We start from the raw sequence: 16,820 nt of genomic DNA on the forward strand, positions 1-16,820 counted from the left end.
AAGGCGGAACGGGCCATGATCTCGCGCTATGCCTGGTATCTTCGGGAGTTCCTCAAGAATGTCTGGGTCCGCGTCGTCGGTTTCGCGATCCTGGCCTTGCTCGCGGCTGTCCTTGCCCGGGTCCTTTCGCCGTATCTGCCGCCCGCGCTTGCGCTGCAGACCGGCTCCGAGGCGGTGTCGCAACTCCTCGGCATCCTGACCTCGTCGATGCTGGCGGTGACGACCTTCTCGCTTTCAATCGCGGTTTCGGCCTTCGCCGCGGCTGCGGGGTCGGCCACACCGCGCGCGACGGTGCTGCTGCAGGAGGATCGCACGACGCAAAACGTGCTGGCCACGTTTCTTGGCGCCTTTCTGTTCGGGCTCGTCGGCCTCGTGGCGCTTCACGCAGATTTCTACGATACCTCCGGCAAGGTGGTGGTGTTCCTGTTCACTGTGCTGGTGATCGGCCTCGTCGTCGTCGCGCTGATCCGGTGGATCGGTCACCTGATGCAGTTCGGTCGCATGGGCGACACCCTCGACCGGGTCGAGCGCGCAGCCTGCGACGCTCTGATGCGGCGGTTGGAAAACCCCTTTCTCGGCGGCAGGCCGCTGCGTGATGCGCCGCCCACGGAAGCCGCGATCATCGGTGCAGAAGACACCGGCTACATCCAGCATGTCGACATGCAGGCGCTTCAGGACTGCGGGGAAAGCCTTGAGGCCGATGTGTTTCTTCATCGTCTGCCCGGCAGTTTTGTCGCGCCGGGCACACCACTGCTGTCGGTGAAGTCATCGTCGCTCGACGACAGGCAGCTGGCCGACCTGCGCCATGGCGTCACCATCGGGCCGTCGCGGAAGTTCGACGAGGATCCGCGGTTCGGCGTCATCGTTCTTACCGAGATCGCCTCGCGCGCGTTGTCGCCGGCCGTCAACGATCCGGGCACGGCGATCGACATCATCGGCCGCCATGTCCGGCTTCTGGCGCGGTGGCGCCTGCGCGACGACGCCGAGGTGCGGTTCGACCGGGTTCACGTTCCTCCGATCCTTGTGCAGGATGTGATCGAGGATGCCTTTCGTCCGATCGCGCGCGACGGGGCAGCGCTGCCCGAGGTCCAGATCAGACTGCAGAAGGCGTTGGCCGCATTGCACGGGAGCGCGCCTGACATCTTCGGGCCCGCCTGCATGGCGATGTCACGCGAGGCGATCGCGCGCGCCGAAGCCGCATCGCTTCTACCGGCAGAAATGGCTGCCATCCGCAGCGTCGCGCCCGATCCGATCGAAATTCATGGGCACGTGCCGTGACGCCTTGTCCGTGCTTGGCTTTACCGAGATACGCAAGCCGACCAACTGATTGCAGAAACCAAATCGAAGGAACATGTATCGGCACCAAAGGCGCACATTGAAAAGCAAAAACGCCGTCACGCGCCCGCCATTCCTGGGATTGCAGCAGCACTTGGGATCGTCGTTGCAGTCTTGCGGGCTCACGGCCTGTGGGGTGGCGTACCGCTCGACGAGCAGGCCGTTCCGGCTGCGGCCACACAGGATTGACGAGCTGACGGCCGTCCTCCCGGATATTTCCGTGGCCAGCAACCAGCTGCTCTGGTCGAAGGCAGATAAGGCGAAGCGGCGGGTGCTGGCGGGGCTGCGGCGGTGGGGCTGGTTCGGCCCGGAAGATCAAGGTCCGCGCCCCGAATTCCACATGCTGTCAGAGGCCGCCGCCTCCGGACCCGCCGACATCACAATGGGCCACGCGTCGGGCCTCGTCACGACTAACCTCGCCGAAAGCGATGTCGCCGAGCGGGTGCGCAGACGCGAGGAGATGGGCGAGCCTTGCCGCACGATGGTGGGTCATTTCCGCCACGAGATCGCGCATTTCCTGTTCGAGCGTCTGGCAGTTACGGAGACGTTCAGGGACGGTTTTCACGCGCTCTTCGGCGACGAGACCGCAGATTACGGTGCCGCCCTGATGAGGCACTACGAGGCAGGCCCGCCCGAGGGATGGGAAAACGCCTATATCTCGTCCTACGCATCGGCGCACCCGCACGAGGACTGGGCCGAAAGCGCGGCTCATGCACTGCACCTTGTGGACATGGTCGACAGTTTCGCGGCGGCCCGCCTGTCTTCGGAAGCATTTTCCGGAGCCGGCTATGATGCCTATGCGGAAGAAGACGCCGCACGTCTTCTGACCGCGGCGATGGAGATCGGCGTCGCTCTCAATCATGTGAATCGCGCGCTCGGTGTCAGCGATCTCTACCCATTCGTTACACCCTCCACAGTACTTGAAAAGCTGGCTTTCGCTCAGAAGTGGCTGAAGCTCGGCCAGCCCGCTTGAGCTTGCTTTCCAGATACTATCGCCGAACGTGTCGCGTGCGGGGCATGTGTGAAAACAATAATTTAGACTGGAGAAGGTTGGATATCAGACCCATCCCCTCCGCCAACAGCCATTACTGCCATTTTCACCATCCAAGGTGTCGCCGATCGCCGCGCTCGACGGTGCTTGTGCGCCGCCATGATCCACGGGAAAGCGGGACCAGGTGATTTTCGACCCAGGTGGCTCGCCAAGGGAGCAGACCGCCGCGTGAGACAACGCTGTCATTGCCATATCGTCGTAAATACATGATACAACAGCCAAATCTGTTGGTCTGCTCATGGGGGCGCGTGATGAAATTTGGTCTTTCTCTGGTTCTTATCCTGGCTGCGACACCTTCCATTGCAGAACCGGCGGCCGGAGTTGCCTATCTTCACGACACCTCGGTGGAAGAGCGCCCGCTCTCCATGTCGATCTGGTACCCATCCGAGGAAAAAGCGTCCGCGACCATTGGCGGGAATCCCGTTTTCAAAGGGGTTTCGGCCACGCGTGATGCCCAGTTTCCGAAAGGCGTGCTGCCTCTGGTGGTGGTTTCACACGGAGGATTGCGATCCGCCACCGACTCCGGTGCCTGGCTCAGTTCTTCAATAGCGCAGGCGGGGTATGTTGTGGTCGAACTCAACGGCCCGCGTCCGGACAATGCGGCCATGGCGTTGAACGAAATATGGCAAAGACCGCAGGACATACACCGCGCCATTGATTTGGTGCAGGCCGACGCCACATGGGGCCCACGCATTGACGAAAGCAAAGTTTCCGTCGTGGGCTTTGCACTTGGCGCTACCGCTGCCCTCTCCGTTGCCGGAGCGAAAATGGATGTCGACGAATATATGCGCTCTTGCGCTACTGGCAGCGAATCTGAGGGGCCGGATTGTGGGTGGTATGCTGCACAGGGTGTAACCCTGTCTGAAACTAGTCAGGAAGGTCTGGCAGGGTTGGCACGAGATCCCCGCGTTACCTCGGTGATCGCCATAAACCCGGAATATCCGGCCATATTGGGCAGTATTGCTGAGGACGTTGGCGCGCTGCGGATTTATCTCGGAACGCCCGAGGCGGCAGCCGGCGGCGACCAAGCCGATCGATCCGTCGTCATACCGGACGCGTCCATTTTTGATGCTTTCGCCATCTGCACACCCGCCGGGCCGGATATTCTGGCCGCGGAGGATGGAGATTCATCCATCTGCGGCGTGTCTGCCGAAACACGGGAATCCATCCATCTGGAGACCGCACAGGCGGTCATATCCTTCCTGAGGGATCACAGCGAATAGGCGGAGGCTGACGCCGCTGAAACGGGCAGCAGCGTGCTTGCCTGCGGCACTCTGCCAGACGACCCGGTAGTCGTCCCATGGGTTCGACAGCGCGCTGTCGTGCGATCGACCATCGCTGCATTCAGCTACGGACCCGGTTTGCCCGCGCACATCGGTGAGAGGCCGCCGCGCGGAGATAGCCGAATCCAAGGGATTGCCGCTGATCCCCGGAGGGCGTCAGGAAAGCTTTACAAACGGTGATTTCAACTGATCAATTACATTCCGAGGTGCAGGCCGACATCCGTCAAGCCTGCCGAGAATTCGGTCTCTCTAAGGAGAGTGGTGCGGTCGAGAAGACTCGAACTTCCACGGGTTGCCCCACAGCGACCTCAACGCTGCGCGTCTACCAATTCCGCCACGACCGCACGTCACGAAAGGGCCGGTCGGAACCGGCTCGGCGCATGTAGCAAATCGGTATGCGGGGCACAAGTGCGTCGACACCGATTTGCGTACAATTACGAAAGCCGGACAATGTTCTACGAAACTGGACCTTTTTCCCACGATTCCCCATATCAAGGGGAGCCTCGGGACAGCCAGCCATGATCGAACGAAACCGGATGCAAGCCTTGTTCCTGCCCACCCTCGACAGCCCGCCCGTCGAGTGGCGAATCGAGCCGGGCCTGACGGACTACGAGACCGCCCTTGCGGTGATGGACGAGCGCGCCGCAGCTATCCGGGAGGCTGGCGCACCGGAGCTCGTCTGGCTGGTCGAGCATCCCCCCCTTTACACCGGCGGCACCAGTGCCGATCCGAAGGATCTGCTCGACAAGAACCGCTTTCCCGTCTTTGCGACCGGCCGTGGTGGCGAATACACCTATCACGGCCCAGGCCAACGGGTCGCCTATCTCATGCTCGACCTGAAACGCAGACGCGAGGACGTTCGCGCTTTTGTCGCGGCACTCGAAAGCTGGATCATCGGCTCCCTCGCACGCTTCAACGTGAAGGGAGAGCGGCGCGAAGATCGCGTCGGCGTCTGGGTCACGCGACCCGACCGCCCGCCCCTGCCCGACGGAAGCCCTGCCGAGGACAAGATCGCCGCCATTGGAATTCGCCTGCGCCGATGGGTCAGCCTGCACGGCATCGCCGTCAACGTCGAACCCGATCTGACGCATTTCGGCGGCATCGTCCCGTGCGGGATCGCGGGCTATGGTGTGACCAGCCTGGTCGACCTCGGCCTGCCGGTCACAATGGATGATTACGACGTTGCGCTGAAATCAGCCTTCGAAGAGGTTTTTGGCGCAACGGAAAATTCCCCCGAGCCTCACATCGAGCCAATGAGCAGCGCCATGGCGGTGACGAAGGCGCTCATCGTGACGAGCGAGAGGACATCCTGAACGAACTCGGCCATTTCTCTCTCCTGTATTTGTTGTGTATCCCTTATGTTTCTATTTTGTTCTCATGTCAAGCGCAGACGTGACCATGCGTCAGCGCATCGCGACGCATGCCCGGATAGATGCGGGACCGGCTTTTGATCTCAATGTCCAGTAGACTGTAGGCGTTTCGAACCCGCGCGCCTGCCACTGTCGCCACAACGCTGAAGGCGGCGCCCTTCTCAGACCTCGTTCAGCCCGTTCCTGAAACGGCGGGCGTTGGCGACGTAACTTTCCGCGGATAGACGCAGGCGCGCTGCCGCCTCGCCATCCAGCTCGCGCACGACCTTGGCAGGCGACCCGACGATCAGCGAATTGTCGGGAAAAACCTTGCCCTCGGTGATCAGTGCGCCGGCGCCGATCAGGCAGTTGCGCCCGATGCGCGCGCCGTTGAGTACGATCGCGCCCATACCGACGAGGCTGTTATCACCGATCGTGCAGCCATGAAGGATCGCCCGGTGACCGATCGTGCAGCCCTGCCCCACCGTAAGCGGAAAGCCCATGTCGGTGTGCAGGACGCAATGTTCCTGAACGTTGGATCCGTCGCCGATCTCGATCAGTTCGTTGTCGCCGCGCAGCACCGCGCCGAACCATATGCCCACGGCCCTGCCGAGCTTGACCTTGCCGATCAGCGTCGCATCCGGTGCAATCCAGATTGTCGGCTCGTCATCAATCTGCGGTACGTGGCCATCAAGCGCGTATACGGGCATGTCTTTCCTCCGAACGGGTGCGGATCACCCTAGGAGCCTCAACACGAGAAGCGCAAGTTCAACCGCAAGCACACCGAGAGCCATCGCCCAGATTCCAGCGCCCAACGCGCACAATGCCGCCGCGGTCCAGTCGATGGCGCCTGCCCGCCGTGCGGCAATCACCTCGTTGGTGAGCATGAATGGGCCTGCGGCCACCATCAGCGCCAGTGAGAACCCGAATCGTTCACGCCTGACGAAGGGCGGGTGAAACCCGAGCCGTCGCCCGGCCACGAGCTCGAAAATCGCCCCGGCAAGGCCGCACAACGTCAAACCGACGGCGAAAGCATAAGCCATGAGAGCAAGCGAGTGCATTGTTTACGCTCCGTTTACCATGCGGAGGCGATCTTCCCGACATGGCAATCGGCATCGCAGCAAGAAGCATGCCGGGCATCCCGTCCCGGAAGGGGACGACCACAAAAGGAACAGGCGACGGACGTGCGCGCAGACATGCTGCAGGAATCGCAAGGCGTCGACGCCAGCCCCCTCCGCTCCCGCTTCATGGCGCGCGTATTTGTGGCCTTTCTGGTTCTTGCCGCGCTTTCGGCCATCATCAGCGTGGCTGGCAAATGGTGGGGTCGGTCGATAGCCCTGGCCGGCCACAGCGACGATACCACCATTCGTGAGGTTGTGATCGGCAACAATGTCCTGGCCGTGCCAGCCAACATGATCCGTTTCGAGACGGCTCGCCGCAGCGGCGTCACCGCGCGCCTCGACCTGTACGCGCGCTGGCCGCAGATGGATGGCTACAGCAATGATGCGCGAGACGATTTCAACCACGCAGGCAACACGCGCAATATTCTGTTCCTGTCCTTCGACGAGCCCATCATGTCGCGCGATATGAGCGGCCGGTTCGAGCCGATCTATCGTGCCCTGATCGAAGGAGAAGGGCGCGCCGGACCGGGCGGCCTCACCGTCTATCGGTTTAGCGAGAAATCAGGTTATGTCGATGAAGTGCTCGTCGTCGGCGACGAGGACGGCCCTGCCCCCTTCGTCGCACGCTGCCTTTCGGGCCCGGCTGCGCGCGAGTCGCTCGCGCCTTGCGAGCGCGACATCCACATTGCCGACGGCCTGAACCTCACATACCGCATGCCGGCGGAACTGGCCGGATCATGGCGCGAGGTGGACGCTGCTGTGAAAAAGATGGCGGCCGGCCTGCTGCAGACCGGCCAATAGTGGCTTAGGCCAGATCGACGTCGAGAATCGCCATCGAGAAATTGTAGGAAAGATCGCCGTCGTCATCGTCCCTGAAGATGATGCCGAGAAACTCGTCGTCGAGGTACAGCTCGCACGAATCGTCCTTGCGCGGACGCGCCTTCACCTGAAGCTGCGGGTTCTGGAACGTGCGCTTGAAATAGGCGTCGAGTTTCCTGATTTCTTCGGGTTTCAAACCTGCTCTCCAGTGGGCTCTCTGCTTGCGTTGCAGCGCTTCTGACACGCCGAACACGACCATGTAAAGCCCGCGCCGGAGCTTTCAAGATGCCTGAAGGGAAACGCGCCCGTCAGCTTTCGGCGGCCAGCAGCTGGTCCATCGCTCGCGAAGGCTCGTCGCAGCCGGCTTCCCCGACAATGCGTGCCGGCACGCCGGCCACGGTCTTGTTGTTGGGGATAGATGTCAGCAGCACGGAGCCCGCCGCCACCTTCGAACAATGGCCAACTTCGATATTGCCGAGAATCTTGGCCCCAGCGCCGATCAGCACGCCGTGGCGAATCTTCGGGTGGCGGTCGCCGCCCGCCTTGCCGGTACCGCCAAGCGTTACGCCATGCAGCATAGACACGTTGTCCTCCACAAGCGCCGTCTCTCCCACGACAAGGCCGGTGGCGTGGTCGATGAAGATACCCTTGCCCAGCCGCGACGCCGGATGAATATCGGTCTGGAAAATCGCCGATGACCGGCTCTGCAGATAGAGCGCGAAGTCCTTGCGGCCATTGTGCCACAGCCAGTGCGCCAAACGGTGCGTCTGGATCGCATGGAAACCCTTGAAGTAGAGCACCGGCATCAGGAACCTGTCGCAGGCCGGGTCGCGGTCGTAATAGGCCTGAATGTCGACGCGAACCGTCGTGCTCCATTCCGGCGTCTCGCGCACCATCATTGCATAGGTCTGGCGGATCAGGTCGGCCCCCACATCGGGATGATCGAGCCGTTCCGACAGGCGATGGATGACGGCGCCCTCAAGGCTGTCGTGGTTGAGAATGGTCGAATAGAGAAACGCCGCCAGGAGCGGGTCGCGTTCAACCGCTTCCGTCGCCTCGCGCCGGACCGCCGACCAGATCGGGTCGACCGGCTGGATCGCCTCGGATCGCGCCACGCTGCTGCTGCTCATCGGGACCTCCCGTGTCAAACGCCTTGCTTTGGGCCGGTGCGAACCATAATCCCTTTGCAGTGTCAAATGAACCGCATTTTCCTGAACGTGTGTTCAATGGGATTGGTCGCATGCCGGATCACGTAATCGCGCAAACCGAGTTTCTCAACGTGGCACGCGCCGAAAACGGCGTCGTGACCGTCACGATCGAGAGACCCGCCCGCAAGAACGCCATGTCGCAGGCGATGTGGCAGGCCATGACATCCCTGTTTGAAGGGCTGGCTGGCGATCCCAGCCTACGTGCCGTCATTCTCAACGGCGCCGGGAGCGACTTCTGCGCCGGGGCGGACATTACCGAGTTCGATACCCTTCGCGGCCGTGCGGAAAAGGCACGCCAATACGAAGCCGAAAATTCCGCCACCTTCGCCGCCATCCGGCACTGTCCTGTCCCAACAATCGCGGCGATCAGGGGCATCTGCTTCGGTGGCGGGTTCGGCATGGCGGCTGCGTGCGACCTGCGGATCGCGTCCACCACCGCGCTGTTCAGCGTTCCGGCCGCACGGCTCGGCCTCGCCTATCCCGTCGACGCTATGGCCGACATCGTTCACGCGCTCGGGCCCCAACTGGCCAAATACCTGACTTTCTCGGCTGCACGCCTCGACGCGCAAGGCGCACTGGACGCAGGGTTCCTGCTGGAGATCGTGGAACCTGGCGGCCTCGACCTGCGCGCGACCGAACTCGCGGCAACGATAGCGGCCAACGCACCGCTGTCCGTGAAGGCATCCAAGGCCTCGATCCGTGCAACGCTGACAGGCAGCGCAGCGGATGCGGCCGTTGCAAGTAAGCTTGGCGACGAGACATTTGAAAGCGCCGACTATGCCGAGGGCCGACTGGCCTTCCGTGAAAAGCGAAGAGCGCTTTTTCGGGGCCGTTGAACGCTGCGGGTGGTTCCTGCCAGAATGTTGTCAGCATCCCGACTTGCCCGAATGGCGGTTTTCGGGTGGATGAAGCGATGACCGCTCGTAAACTTCAGCCATGACGATTCTCGTTTCCAACCGCCAGGCCCGCCGACATCTTCTCGCCCTTTGCGGCCTCGATGGCAGCCGGACCGGCCCGATGCGCAAGGATGAATTGGCCGCGACGATCGCCGATCTGGGATTCGTCCAAGTCGACAGCGTCAACGTGCTCGAGCGTGCGCATCACCACATCCTCTTCTCGCGCAGCCAGACCTACCGCCGCCGCGATCTGCAGACGCTGGTGGAAAAGGACGGCGCGCTGTTCGAGAACTGGACCCACGACGCGTCGATCATCCCCAGCGCCTTCTTCCCCTACTGGCGGCACCGCTTCGAGCGGGAGAAGCAGCGGCTGCGCACACGCTGGAAGGGCCATTTCGGCACTGAAGGCTTCGACGACGACCTCACACGCGTGCTTGCTCACATTGCCGACAACGGCCCGGCCATGGCGCGCGATTTCGAGGGCGACAAGCCTTCCTCCGGCTGGTGGGACTGGCATCCCTCCAAGGCCGCGCTCGAGTTCCTGTGGCGCACCGGCGACCTCGCCATCGCCCGACGCGAGGGGTTCCAGAAGGTCTATGACCTGACCGAGCGGGTGATCCCCGACGATCACCGGCGCGACGAAGTCGAGCATGATGCGTTTGTCGACTGGGCATGCCGGCAGGCGCTCATGCGCCTCGGCTTTGCCACGCGGGGCGAGATCGCTGCGTTCTGGGCACTTCTGACGCCGGCTGAAGTCGACGAATGGATCGCCAGGAATCGCGACGAACTGGTGCCGGTACGTGTCGAGAGTGTCGGCGACGGCAAGCCCCGCGTCTGTTTCGCGCTGCCCGGCGCGGCAGAGGCTGCGATTGAGGCTAACGAAGTGCAGGATCGTGTACGCATCCTGAGCCCGTTCGACCCGCTGTTGCGCGACCGTGCGCGCGCAGAGCGGCTGTTCGGCTTCTTTTACCGCATCGAGATCTTCGTGCCCGAAGCCAAGCGGCAATATGGCTACTACGTCTACCCCGTGCTGCGCGGCGAGCAGGCGGTGGGCCGCATCGACGTCAAGGCCGAGCGCGAGAGCGACGCGCTCGTCGTGCGGGCCTTCTGGTCGGAAGCCGGTGTGCGCAACTCCAAGGCGCTTATCTCGAAGCTCGAGGCCGAGCTCGAACGCCTGCGCCGGTTCGCCGGCGTTGGCCGCGTCGAATTTGTCGACGGATGGATGCGATGAGCACCCATGTCATCTTCTGGCGCCGGCTCGACGTGGAAGGTCACGACTGCTGCAGGCTTTCGCCGGTCGACGACGACTGGTCGATCGAGGGTGTCGCCACCTTTCTCCACGAAAACCAGCCAACCTGTCTGCGGTACCGGGTTCTCCTGCGATAAGGGATGGCGCACGCGCAATGCGACCGTATCCGGATGGCTGGGCGACATGCCGATCGAGCTGGAGATCGGACGCTCGGCGAATGGCGCATGGCAGATCAACGGCGTCGATCAGGATGCACCGGCCGAACTTGTCGACCTCGACCTTGGCTTCACCCCGGCAAACAACATCCTGCCGATAAGGCGTCTCGCACTTTCGGTCGGGCAGGAAACGCCTGCCCCGGCCGCCTATCTCGCCTTCCCCGCGCTACACCTGGAACAGCTCGACCAAAGCTATCGCCGCCTTGGTGACTCCCGTTACGCCTACGCCGCACCGCGCTTCGACTATGAAGCAACGCTGGAGGTGGCTGAAATCGGCTTCATCACCGCCTATCCCGGACTTTGGGAAGCCATTGGTTCGCCTTCGACTCAAGCGTCGTAGGTAACGGCGGCCACTGCGTCTTCGCTGCCTGTCTTAAGCCGCTGCGCGGTCGCTCAGGAAGTCCAGCACCGCCGCACTGAACACGTCGTTCTTGTCACCGGCCACCATGTGCCCTGCCCCGCCGACATCGACATAGCTGGCCGACGGCGCGGTCTCGACGAACTCGCGGGCATATTCCTCGTGCACCAGCTCGGATTGCATGCCGCGCACCAGCAGCACAGGCAGGTGCAGCTCTGGCAGGCCCTCAATCACTTCCTCCATGGTCTCGCGCGCATGCAGGTTGATGTTGCGCTCGCTTGTCATGAAGGCCGGGTCCCAGTGCCAGCGATAGCGGCCGTCCGATCCTAGCCGCAGGTTCTTGCGCAAGCCGTCGAGCGAACGCGGGCGCTTGCGGTTGGGCAGATACCCGGCGATCGCCTCGGCTGCTTCCTCCAGCGTCGCGAAGCCGTCTTCCATCCGCTCGCCCATGAAACCCTGGATTTTGGCAACACCTTCCGGATCCATGCGCGGGGTGATGTCAACCAGCACGAGCGAATCGAGCAGTGGCCCGTGCCGCGTCTCCGCGATCAGCATCGAAAGCCCGCCAAGCGAAGCGCCAACGGCCGCCGGCGTTGCGTGAAATCGTTCCTTCGTCTGGCGCACGAGCGCCACGGCATCGGCGCCATAGTCGGCAAAGCTGTAGTTGCCGCTCGGCACCCATTCGCTTTCGCCATGCCCCCGCAGATCAACCGCGATGGCGCGCATGCCGCTTTCGGCGACGCGCCTTGCCGTCGCATCCCACGCGCGGCGGGTCTGTCCACCGCCATGCAGGAAGAGCACCGGCTGTCCATGTCCGTCCCAGAGGTCGGCGACAAGCCGGTTGCCCTCCGCGCCTGCGAATTCGATCGGTGTTGGTGTCATGTAACCGGATGGTCCTTCAGGAATTCCAGCACCTTAGCTTTCCATGAGCGGTCGCCGACAGCGAGCATATGGTCGCGCCCTTCGATATCGAAAGCTTCGGCATCCGGCAGCAGCGCGGCGAGTTTCTGCGCAGAGCCGGCAATGTCGTCCTTCGTGCCGACGCCGATGAGCACGGGCTGGCGGATGCGGCCAAGCTCGTCCTCGGCGACGAGCTCGCGCGACGTCTCGATGCAGGCCGCAAGCGCTTCTCGATCGCTCTTTGTCTGGTCCGCGAAGGTGCGGAACATCCGGCCGCGCGGATGGCTGATCGCCTCCGGGTCGGGCGCAACAAGCGCCTCGGCGATCGGATCCCAGTCGCCGACCCCGTCGACCATGCCGTAGCCCAGCCCGCCGAGGATCAGCGTTGCGACTTTCTCCGGGTGCGCCAGTGCGAGGAAGGTCGAGAGCCGCGCGCCCATCGAATAGCCGAACACATGCGCCTTGCCGATGCCGAGGTGATCGAGCAGCGCGGCCGCGTCCTCGGCCATGACATCGGGAGTGTAGTCGGCGGGATCGTAGCTCTTGGTCGAACGACCATGGCCGCGATTGTCGAGCGCGATGGCGCGATAGCCCGCTTCCGTCAGCGTTTTCACCCAGCCGGGGGCAACCCAGTTGACGTGATGGCTGGATGCGAAGCCATGGATTAGGAACACCGGCTCGCCGGAGCCGCTCGCAGGCTCCCGGTCGATAAAGGCGATCTCGAAGCCGTCGTGTGAAAAGGTCTGCATGAAAGGCAATATCTCCGCAGCGCGGCTTAACCCGCGCCCGCGACCCGGTCGATGAGCGGATGGCGTATGCGCACGCCATCGGAAATGCCGGTCTTTTGCGCCGTGCCGCGTTTCAGTTCAAGCACGAACCGAACAGGTACATCGGGACCAATGGAAGCGAGTGAGAACGGTTCGCCGGGCAGCACCGCCGCAACCAGCCCGTCATCACCGATGAACACGAGATCCAGTGGCATCGGCGTGTTCTTCATCCAGAACGACACGGCGCGCGTCTGCTCGAAGACGAACAGCATGCCATGCATGTCGCCCATGCTGGTGCGGAACATCAGTCCGGCGGACCTTTTCAGGTCGGTGTCCGCCACTTCGATCGTGAAGCTTTGCTCGCCGGCTTCAGCCTCCGCCACAAGCGCGTCCGGGCTGGTCGGCAGCATCATCGGTTGCCCTTCGGCAACCGGAATCTCGCTCAACGCCCGCGGCGCCCCCATGGCAAGGGACGCGGCGATGAAAATCAGAAATATTCGGGCGAAACGCAACATGGACCGTCCTGCCTGCCGGCGGCCGGAAGGAATTGGCATCAATGCGCGACCGGCAGGGTTCCCATATCGGGGTGAATTTCGGCGGCCATAAGGCCCTTGTCCCCCTTACCGAAGCGCACCAGCACCACCTGGCCGGGACGCAGCTCGGTCAATCCGTAGCGCCGCAGGGTTTCCATGTGGATGAAAATGTCCTCGGTGCCCTCGCCGCGCGTCAGGAAGCCGAAACCCTTGGTGCGGTTGAACCACTTCACCAGTGCCCGCTCGAGACCGCTCTCGGCCGTCACGCTGACATGCGTGCGTTCCAGCGGCTGTTCGGCCGGGTGCACCGCATTGGTGTTGTCCATGGAGAGGACTTTGAAAGCCTGAAGGCCACGTTCGCCCCTGCGAACGAGGCAAACCACGCGCGCGCCTTCAAGCGCAGTCTGGAAACCGTCCTTGCGCAGGCAGGTCACATGGAGGAGCACATCGCCCATCCCCGCCTCGTCCGGCAGGATGAACCCGTAACCCTTGGCGACATCGAACCACTTGATCGCACCCGACATTTCAGCGAGCGCTGCCTCATCTCCGTTATCCGGACCCAAGGCTTCGTCAATGGCCGCGTAGCGCCTCTCTGAAGAGGCCTTGTCCCCCATCCCGACACACCTTTCTTCAATTCAGCCAAGTGATTCTGATCGACAGGATAACACCGTGCAATCGTGGGTTAGCAAGAGCCGGTAGGCATTTTTCAACATTTCGCGGCTGACAATACTGTGGTTTGTCTTCGATAAGCCCCGCCTGTCACGCCGACGGTTGCCCCGGATGCCGGCCTGCTCCATATCATGCCTGCAAACACGACCCACCCACAGGAACAATCATGCGCTATCTGCACACCATGGTCCGCGTGAAGGACGTAGACGCTTCGCTCGATTTCTATTGCCGCAAGCTGGGCCTCAAGGAAGTCCGCCGCATCGAGAACGAACAGGGGCGATTCACGCTCATCTTCCTGGCGGCGCCGGAAGACGAACAGGCCGGCATCGCCGACAAGGCGCCGCTGGTCGAACTTACCTATAACTGGGATACGGAAGACTATCAGGGCGGACGCAATTTTGGCCACCTGGCCTATGAGGTCGACGACATCTACGCCACCTGCCAGCACCTGATGGACAACGGCGTCACGATCAACCGTCCGCCTCGCGACGGAAACATGGCTTTCGTGAGGTCGCCGGACGGCATCTCGATTGAACTGCTGCAGAAAGGCCCGGCCAAGCCGAAAGCCGAGCCCTGGGCATCGATGGAAAATACGGGAAACTGGTAGGAAAAGGCTGGGGGCCGCATCAACAGGGCGGCCCTCTGCCATCAGCGTATCGCAAAGCTTCAGCGCTTCCCGCGCTTGGCCTCGTCAATCAGCATGTTTGCAATCTGCATGCGCAGGGCGGCACGCTCGCGAAGTTCTTCCGGCATACGGTCCGGGTGATAACGCAGGGCAAAGCTGCGTCTGGCACGGTCGAGCTCGTCCGGCTTGCTCTTCGGCCCGATCCCGAGTTCACGCGAGATCGAATCAGGGTCGAGGAAAAACAGATCCTCCAGCGCTGGCTGCAGGTTGGCAGGGCTTTGCGGCGCCTGCTTTTCCGTCTTGGTCTGGAACTGTTCAGCGTTGTCGCCGTATTCGCGCATCGCACGATCCGGAAACAGCGCAACGTTTTCAGCCTGAAGCCGCTCTATCTGGGCCAGCATGTCGACACGCAGCGACGGCGCAACGCCGCCCTCCGGCTCGTCGAACTCGGCATCGGCCGTAGCAGCGAGCAGCTGATCCAGCAGCGCACCAAAATCAAGTTCCGCATTTGCGCCCACCGAATTCTCCCGTTCCCAGGCGTTTGCGTCCGTTACCCACGCTAAGCGCATCCGGTTAAAAAGGTTCCCTTAAATTGCTGCGGATTTTCGCGATCCATCATTTCCGCCAGGCAGATGGACGCATGGCAGCCATGCGCATGCTGCACTGCACAATCCGAATGAAGGCATCTATATTCAGCCATCGGGAGGACAAACCGAAGGGAGCCTGACATGGGGTTCTTCACTGAGTTCTTCGTCCGCCCGCGCCCGGTAGAAGCCGAACGATATCGCGCAACGCTTGCCCTGCTCGAATCGATGAGCCCGGCGGATCGTGCGGACATCGGCATCAAACCGGCTGATTTCCCGAGGATCGCCCGCGAAGCGGCAAAACGGCGCCTGTCTTAGCCAGGAGCCTTCTTCTCCTCTCGCAGGGGAAGCGTTACTCTCCGTCAACCACGGAGACCGACGATGTTTCGCCCAGCTCTTGCCTGCATCCTTGCCGCCACAGCGTTTCCGGCGGTCGCCCAGGATGCGGATTATATCGACGACCGTTCCAGCCCGGCCGCGCTGATGCGCTCGCTCTACAACGCGATCAATAGGCGTGAATATGCCCGCGCGTGGAGCTACTTCGCCCAACCGCCAGCTGCCGATCTGGAGGCCTACGCCGCAGGCTATGCGGACACACAGAATGTGGAGCTGATCACCGGACTGGCGCGTGAGGAAGGCACGGCGGGTAGCTTCTACTACCAGCTTCCTGTCGCGATTCGCGCGCAAGCTGGCGACGGCTCAGCCCGTGTGTTCTCCGGCTGCTACACGATGCGCCTACAGGACCCGTCCGTGGCTGGCGATGCGTTCGAGCCGATGCACATCGAAAGCGCCACGCTCCGCCCGAGCGACGCGGAACTCGGCGAGGCGTTGCCGCGTAAATGCGGCGACGGCGAGGAACTGCCTCCGCTCGATCCGGTCGCCGAGCGCGCAAAGGCGATATTCGATGCCGCAGCCGTCGACAAATGCGACATCGCCCCGGCATTCGACGCGGAAGACACGGAACCGGACAGCCACACCCTGACCTTCCGATACGAACATGACGACGACGATCAGCCGGAACGCACGGCGCGGCTGTTCCGCTTCCTGTGCTATCGCGGCGCCTACAACGAATCGCACCTCCACTACCTCTTTACCGAAGAAGACGGCGTCCAACCGTTACATTTCGCCAAGCCGGCGTTCTACATTCACTATGTGGACGACGACCGGGAAGGCGCGGTGGATCACATTGCCCTCGAAGGATTCAGCGCAACTGCCGACCTCGTCAATTCGGCCTTTGACCCGGCAACGCTGACAATCACGGAATTTTCGAAATGGCGCGGCGTGGGCGATGCGGGCACGTCAGGCACCTGGCAATTCAAGGCTGGAACCTTCAGGCTCGTTCACTACGCGGTGGACGGCTCCTATGACGGCGAGATCAATCCGGAAGTCATAGTCGACTACGAATCGGCTCCTTAGCCGGCGCACTCACTCCCCGAATCCCCGCCCCGTTTCGCGCGGGTTGAGCCGGATCAGGCGCGAATCGAGCACAGCCGCCTGCCGGTGGATCACCGCCTTCTGGTAGTCGGGGTCCTTGACCATCTCCACGAAAGCCGCGCCGGACGGGTATTCGGCGATGAAGCAGCGGTCCCAACGCTCCTCCGCCGGACCGATCAGCATCAGCCGGAAATCGCCCGACCACGCGATACGGCCGCCAACACGGCGGAAGATCGGCCCGCTCTCGCGACCGTAGGCGGCGTAGGCTTCCGCCCCCGTCGCCGCGCGACCGTCTGGATACACAGCCTTGTCACGCAGCCGCACGAGGTTGAGCATGTGGATCGGCCCCTCCTCCGCCAGCCGACGAAACGCGCCGAACGTTTCCCGCGTCGGGTCGACATATCCTTCGCTCATGCGGATGCTC

22 protein-coding genes and 1 tRNA gene are annotated in these 16,820 nt (G+C 62.7%); 12 read left to right on the forward strand and 11 right to left on the reverse strand.

What is annotated here, in order from left to right; all coding sequences use genetic code 11:
- The first annotated feature begins 15 nt into the window (after positions 1–15).
- From ACVJNE_RS19180 to ACVJNE_RS19190, 3 genes are all read left to right on the forward strand, one after another.
- On the forward strand, positions 16–1,278 hold the full coding sequence (locus ACVJNE_RS19180; protein ID WP_499568183.1) for a DUF2254 domain-containing protein: 1,263 nt from the start codon (positions 16–18) through the stop codon (positions 1,276–1,278).
- Between the two features lie 277 nt (positions 1,279–1,555).
- Complete coding sequence (locus tag ACVJNE_RS19185; RefSeq protein ID WP_499568185.1) at positions 1,556–2,308, forward strand: putative zinc-binding metallopeptidase; 753 nt, start codon at positions 1,556–1,558, stop codon at positions 2,306–2,308.
- A 329-nt stretch (positions 2,309–2,637) separates the two neighbouring features.
- Complete coding sequence (locus tag ACVJNE_RS19190) at positions 2,638–3,609, forward strand: alpha/beta hydrolase family protein (protein WP_499568188.1); 972 nt, start codon at positions 2,638–2,640, stop codon at positions 3,607–3,609.
- A 319-nt stretch (positions 3,610–3,928) separates the two neighbouring features.
- On the opposite strand, the gene ACVJNE_RS19195 is transcribed toward ACVJNE_RS19190, so the two are convergent.
- Positions 3,929–4,013, reverse strand: a tRNA-Leu gene (locus tag ACVJNE_RS19195).
- A 174-nt stretch (positions 4,014–4,187) separates the two neighbouring features.
- Between ACVJNE_RS19195 and lipB the strand changes: the two genes are divergently transcribed.
- Positions 4,188–4,982 carry a lipoyl(octanoyl) transferase LipB gene (gene lipB / locus ACVJNE_RS19200; RefSeq protein ID WP_499568190.1) on the forward strand — a complete coding sequence of 265 codons (795 nt, stop codon included), beginning with the start codon at positions 4,188–4,190 and terminating at the stop codon, positions 4,980–4,982.
- A gap of 218 nt (positions 4,983–5,200) precedes the next feature.
- Here the strand turns inward: lipB and ACVJNE_RS19205 are convergent, their stop codons facing one another.
- Entirely contained in the window at positions 5,201–5,728 is a 528-nt protein-coding gene (locus tag ACVJNE_RS19205; RefSeq protein ID WP_499568192.1) for a gamma carbonic anhydrase family protein, read from the reverse strand.
- Between the two features lie 24 nt (positions 5,729–5,752).
- A complete protein-coding gene (locus ACVJNE_RS19210) occupies positions 5,753–6,079 on the reverse strand; it encodes a DUF6949 family protein (protein ID WP_499568193.1) in 327 nt (108 codons plus the stop codon).
- Between the two features lie 135 nt (positions 6,080–6,214).
- Between ACVJNE_RS19210 and ACVJNE_RS19215 the strand changes: the two genes are divergently transcribed.
- Positions 6,215–6,940, forward strand: a complete 726-nt coding sequence (locus ACVJNE_RS19215) for a hypothetical protein (protein ID WP_499568480.1) — start codon at positions 6,215–6,217, stop codon at positions 6,938–6,940.
- A gap of 4 nt (positions 6,941–6,944) precedes the next feature.
- Here ACVJNE_RS19215 and ACVJNE_RS19220 read toward each other — a convergent pair whose 3' ends face one another.
- Both ACVJNE_RS19220 and cysE read right to left on the reverse strand, forming a co-directional pair.
- On the reverse strand, positions 6,945–7,154 hold the full coding sequence (locus tag ACVJNE_RS19220) for a DUF3126 family protein (RefSeq protein ID WP_173191588.1): 210 nt from the start codon (positions 7,152–7,154) through the stop codon (positions 6,945–6,947).
- A gap of 112 nt (positions 7,155–7,266) precedes the next feature.
- Complete coding sequence (cysE, locus tag ACVJNE_RS19225; protein ID WP_173191590.1) at positions 7,267–8,088, reverse strand: serine O-acetyltransferase; 822 nt, start codon at positions 8,086–8,088, stop codon at positions 7,267–7,269.
- Positions 8,089–8,198: 110 nt separating this feature from the next.
- Between cysE and ACVJNE_RS19230 the strand changes: the two genes are divergently transcribed.
- From ACVJNE_RS19230 to ACVJNE_RS19245, 4 genes are all read left to right on the forward strand, one after another.
- Positions 8,199–9,002, forward strand: coding sequence for an enoyl-CoA hydratase-related protein (locus ACVJNE_RS19230; protein WP_499568196.1), 804 nt, complete (start codon positions 8,199–8,201; stop codon positions 9,000–9,002).
- 100 nt (positions 9,003–9,102) lie between these two features.
- Complete coding sequence (locus ACVJNE_RS19235; protein WP_499568198.1) at positions 9,103–10,293, forward strand: winged helix-turn-helix domain-containing protein; 1,191 nt, start codon at positions 9,103–9,105, stop codon at positions 10,291–10,293.
- A complete protein-coding gene (locus ACVJNE_RS19240) occupies positions 10,290–10,448 on the forward strand; it encodes a putative glycolipid-binding domain-containing protein (RefSeq protein WP_499568200.1) in 159 nt (52 codons plus the stop codon). Before ACVJNE_RS19235 ends, ACVJNE_RS19240 begins: the two co-directional genes overlap by 4 nt.
- 46 nt (positions 10,449–10,494) lie before the next feature.
- Positions 10,495–10,866 carry a putative glycolipid-binding domain-containing protein gene (locus ACVJNE_RS19245; RefSeq protein ID WP_499568202.1) on the forward strand — a complete coding sequence of 124 codons (372 nt, stop codon included), beginning with the start codon at positions 10,495–10,497 and terminating at the stop codon, positions 10,864–10,866.
- 33 nt (positions 10,867–10,899) lie between these two features.
- Here ACVJNE_RS19245 and ACVJNE_RS19250 read toward each other — a convergent pair whose 3' ends face one another.
- Genes ACVJNE_RS19250 through ACVJNE_RS19265 form a run of 4 tightly spaced genes read right to left on the reverse strand, consistent with a single transcriptional unit; the run spans position 10,900 to position 13,698 of the window.
- Complete coding sequence (locus ACVJNE_RS19250; RefSeq protein WP_499568203.1) at positions 10,900–11,766, reverse strand: alpha/beta fold hydrolase; 867 nt, start codon at positions 11,764–11,766, stop codon at positions 10,900–10,902.
- Positions 11,763–12,533 (reverse strand): alpha/beta fold hydrolase, encoded by a 771-nt coding sequence (locus tag ACVJNE_RS19255; RefSeq protein ID WP_499568205.1) that lies wholly within the window; start codon positions 12,531–12,533, stop codon positions 11,763–11,765. The genes ACVJNE_RS19250 and ACVJNE_RS19255 overlap by 4 nt, the downstream gene beginning before the upstream one ends.
- A gap of 26 nt (positions 12,534–12,559) precedes the next feature.
- Positions 12,560–13,066: a DUF192 domain-containing protein gene (locus ACVJNE_RS19260; RefSeq protein ID WP_499568207.1), complete on the reverse strand. Its 507-nt coding sequence runs from the start codon at positions 13,064–13,066 to the stop codon at positions 12,560–12,562.
- A gap of 38 nt (positions 13,067–13,104) precedes the next feature.
- A complete protein-coding gene (locus ACVJNE_RS19265; RefSeq protein ID WP_499568209.1) occupies positions 13,105–13,698 on the reverse strand; it encodes a cold-shock protein in 594 nt (197 codons plus the stop codon).
- A 221-nt stretch (positions 13,699–13,919) separates the two neighbouring features.
- Between ACVJNE_RS19265 and gloA the strand changes: the two genes are divergently transcribed.
- Entirely contained in the window at positions 13,920–14,360 is a 441-nt protein-coding gene (gene gloA, locus ACVJNE_RS19270; protein ID WP_499568210.1) for a lactoylglutathione lyase, read from the forward strand.
- A 59-nt stretch (positions 14,361–14,419) separates the two neighbouring features.
- On the opposite strand, the gene ACVJNE_RS19275 is transcribed toward gloA, so the two are convergent.
- Positions 14,420–14,896 (reverse strand): hypothetical protein, encoded by a 477-nt coding sequence (locus ACVJNE_RS19275; protein WP_444559524.1) that lies wholly within the window; start codon positions 14,894–14,896, stop codon positions 14,420–14,422.
- 210 nt (positions 14,897–15,106) lie between these two features.
- On the opposite strand from ACVJNE_RS19275, the gene ACVJNE_RS19280 reads away from it, so the two are divergent.
- Complete coding sequence (locus tag ACVJNE_RS19280) at positions 15,107–15,280, forward strand: hypothetical protein (RefSeq protein WP_499568212.1); 174 nt, start codon at positions 15,107–15,109, stop codon at positions 15,278–15,280.
- A gap of 63 nt (positions 15,281–15,343) precedes the next feature.
- Positions 15,344–16,378: a DUF1176 domain-containing protein gene (locus ACVJNE_RS19285; protein ID WP_499568214.1), complete on the forward strand. Its 1,035-nt coding sequence runs from the start codon at positions 15,344–15,346 to the stop codon at positions 16,376–16,378.
- Positions 16,379–16,387: 9 nt separating this feature from the next.
- Here the strand turns inward: ACVJNE_RS19285 and ACVJNE_RS19290 are convergent, their stop codons facing one another.
- Entirely contained in the window at positions 16,388–16,810 is a 423-nt protein-coding gene (locus ACVJNE_RS19290; protein ID WP_499568216.1) for a DUF1330 domain-containing protein, read from the reverse strand.
- Positions 16,811–16,820 lie beyond the last annotated feature (10 nt).

Source organism: Mesorhizobium sp. DxT, assembly GCF_058448885.1.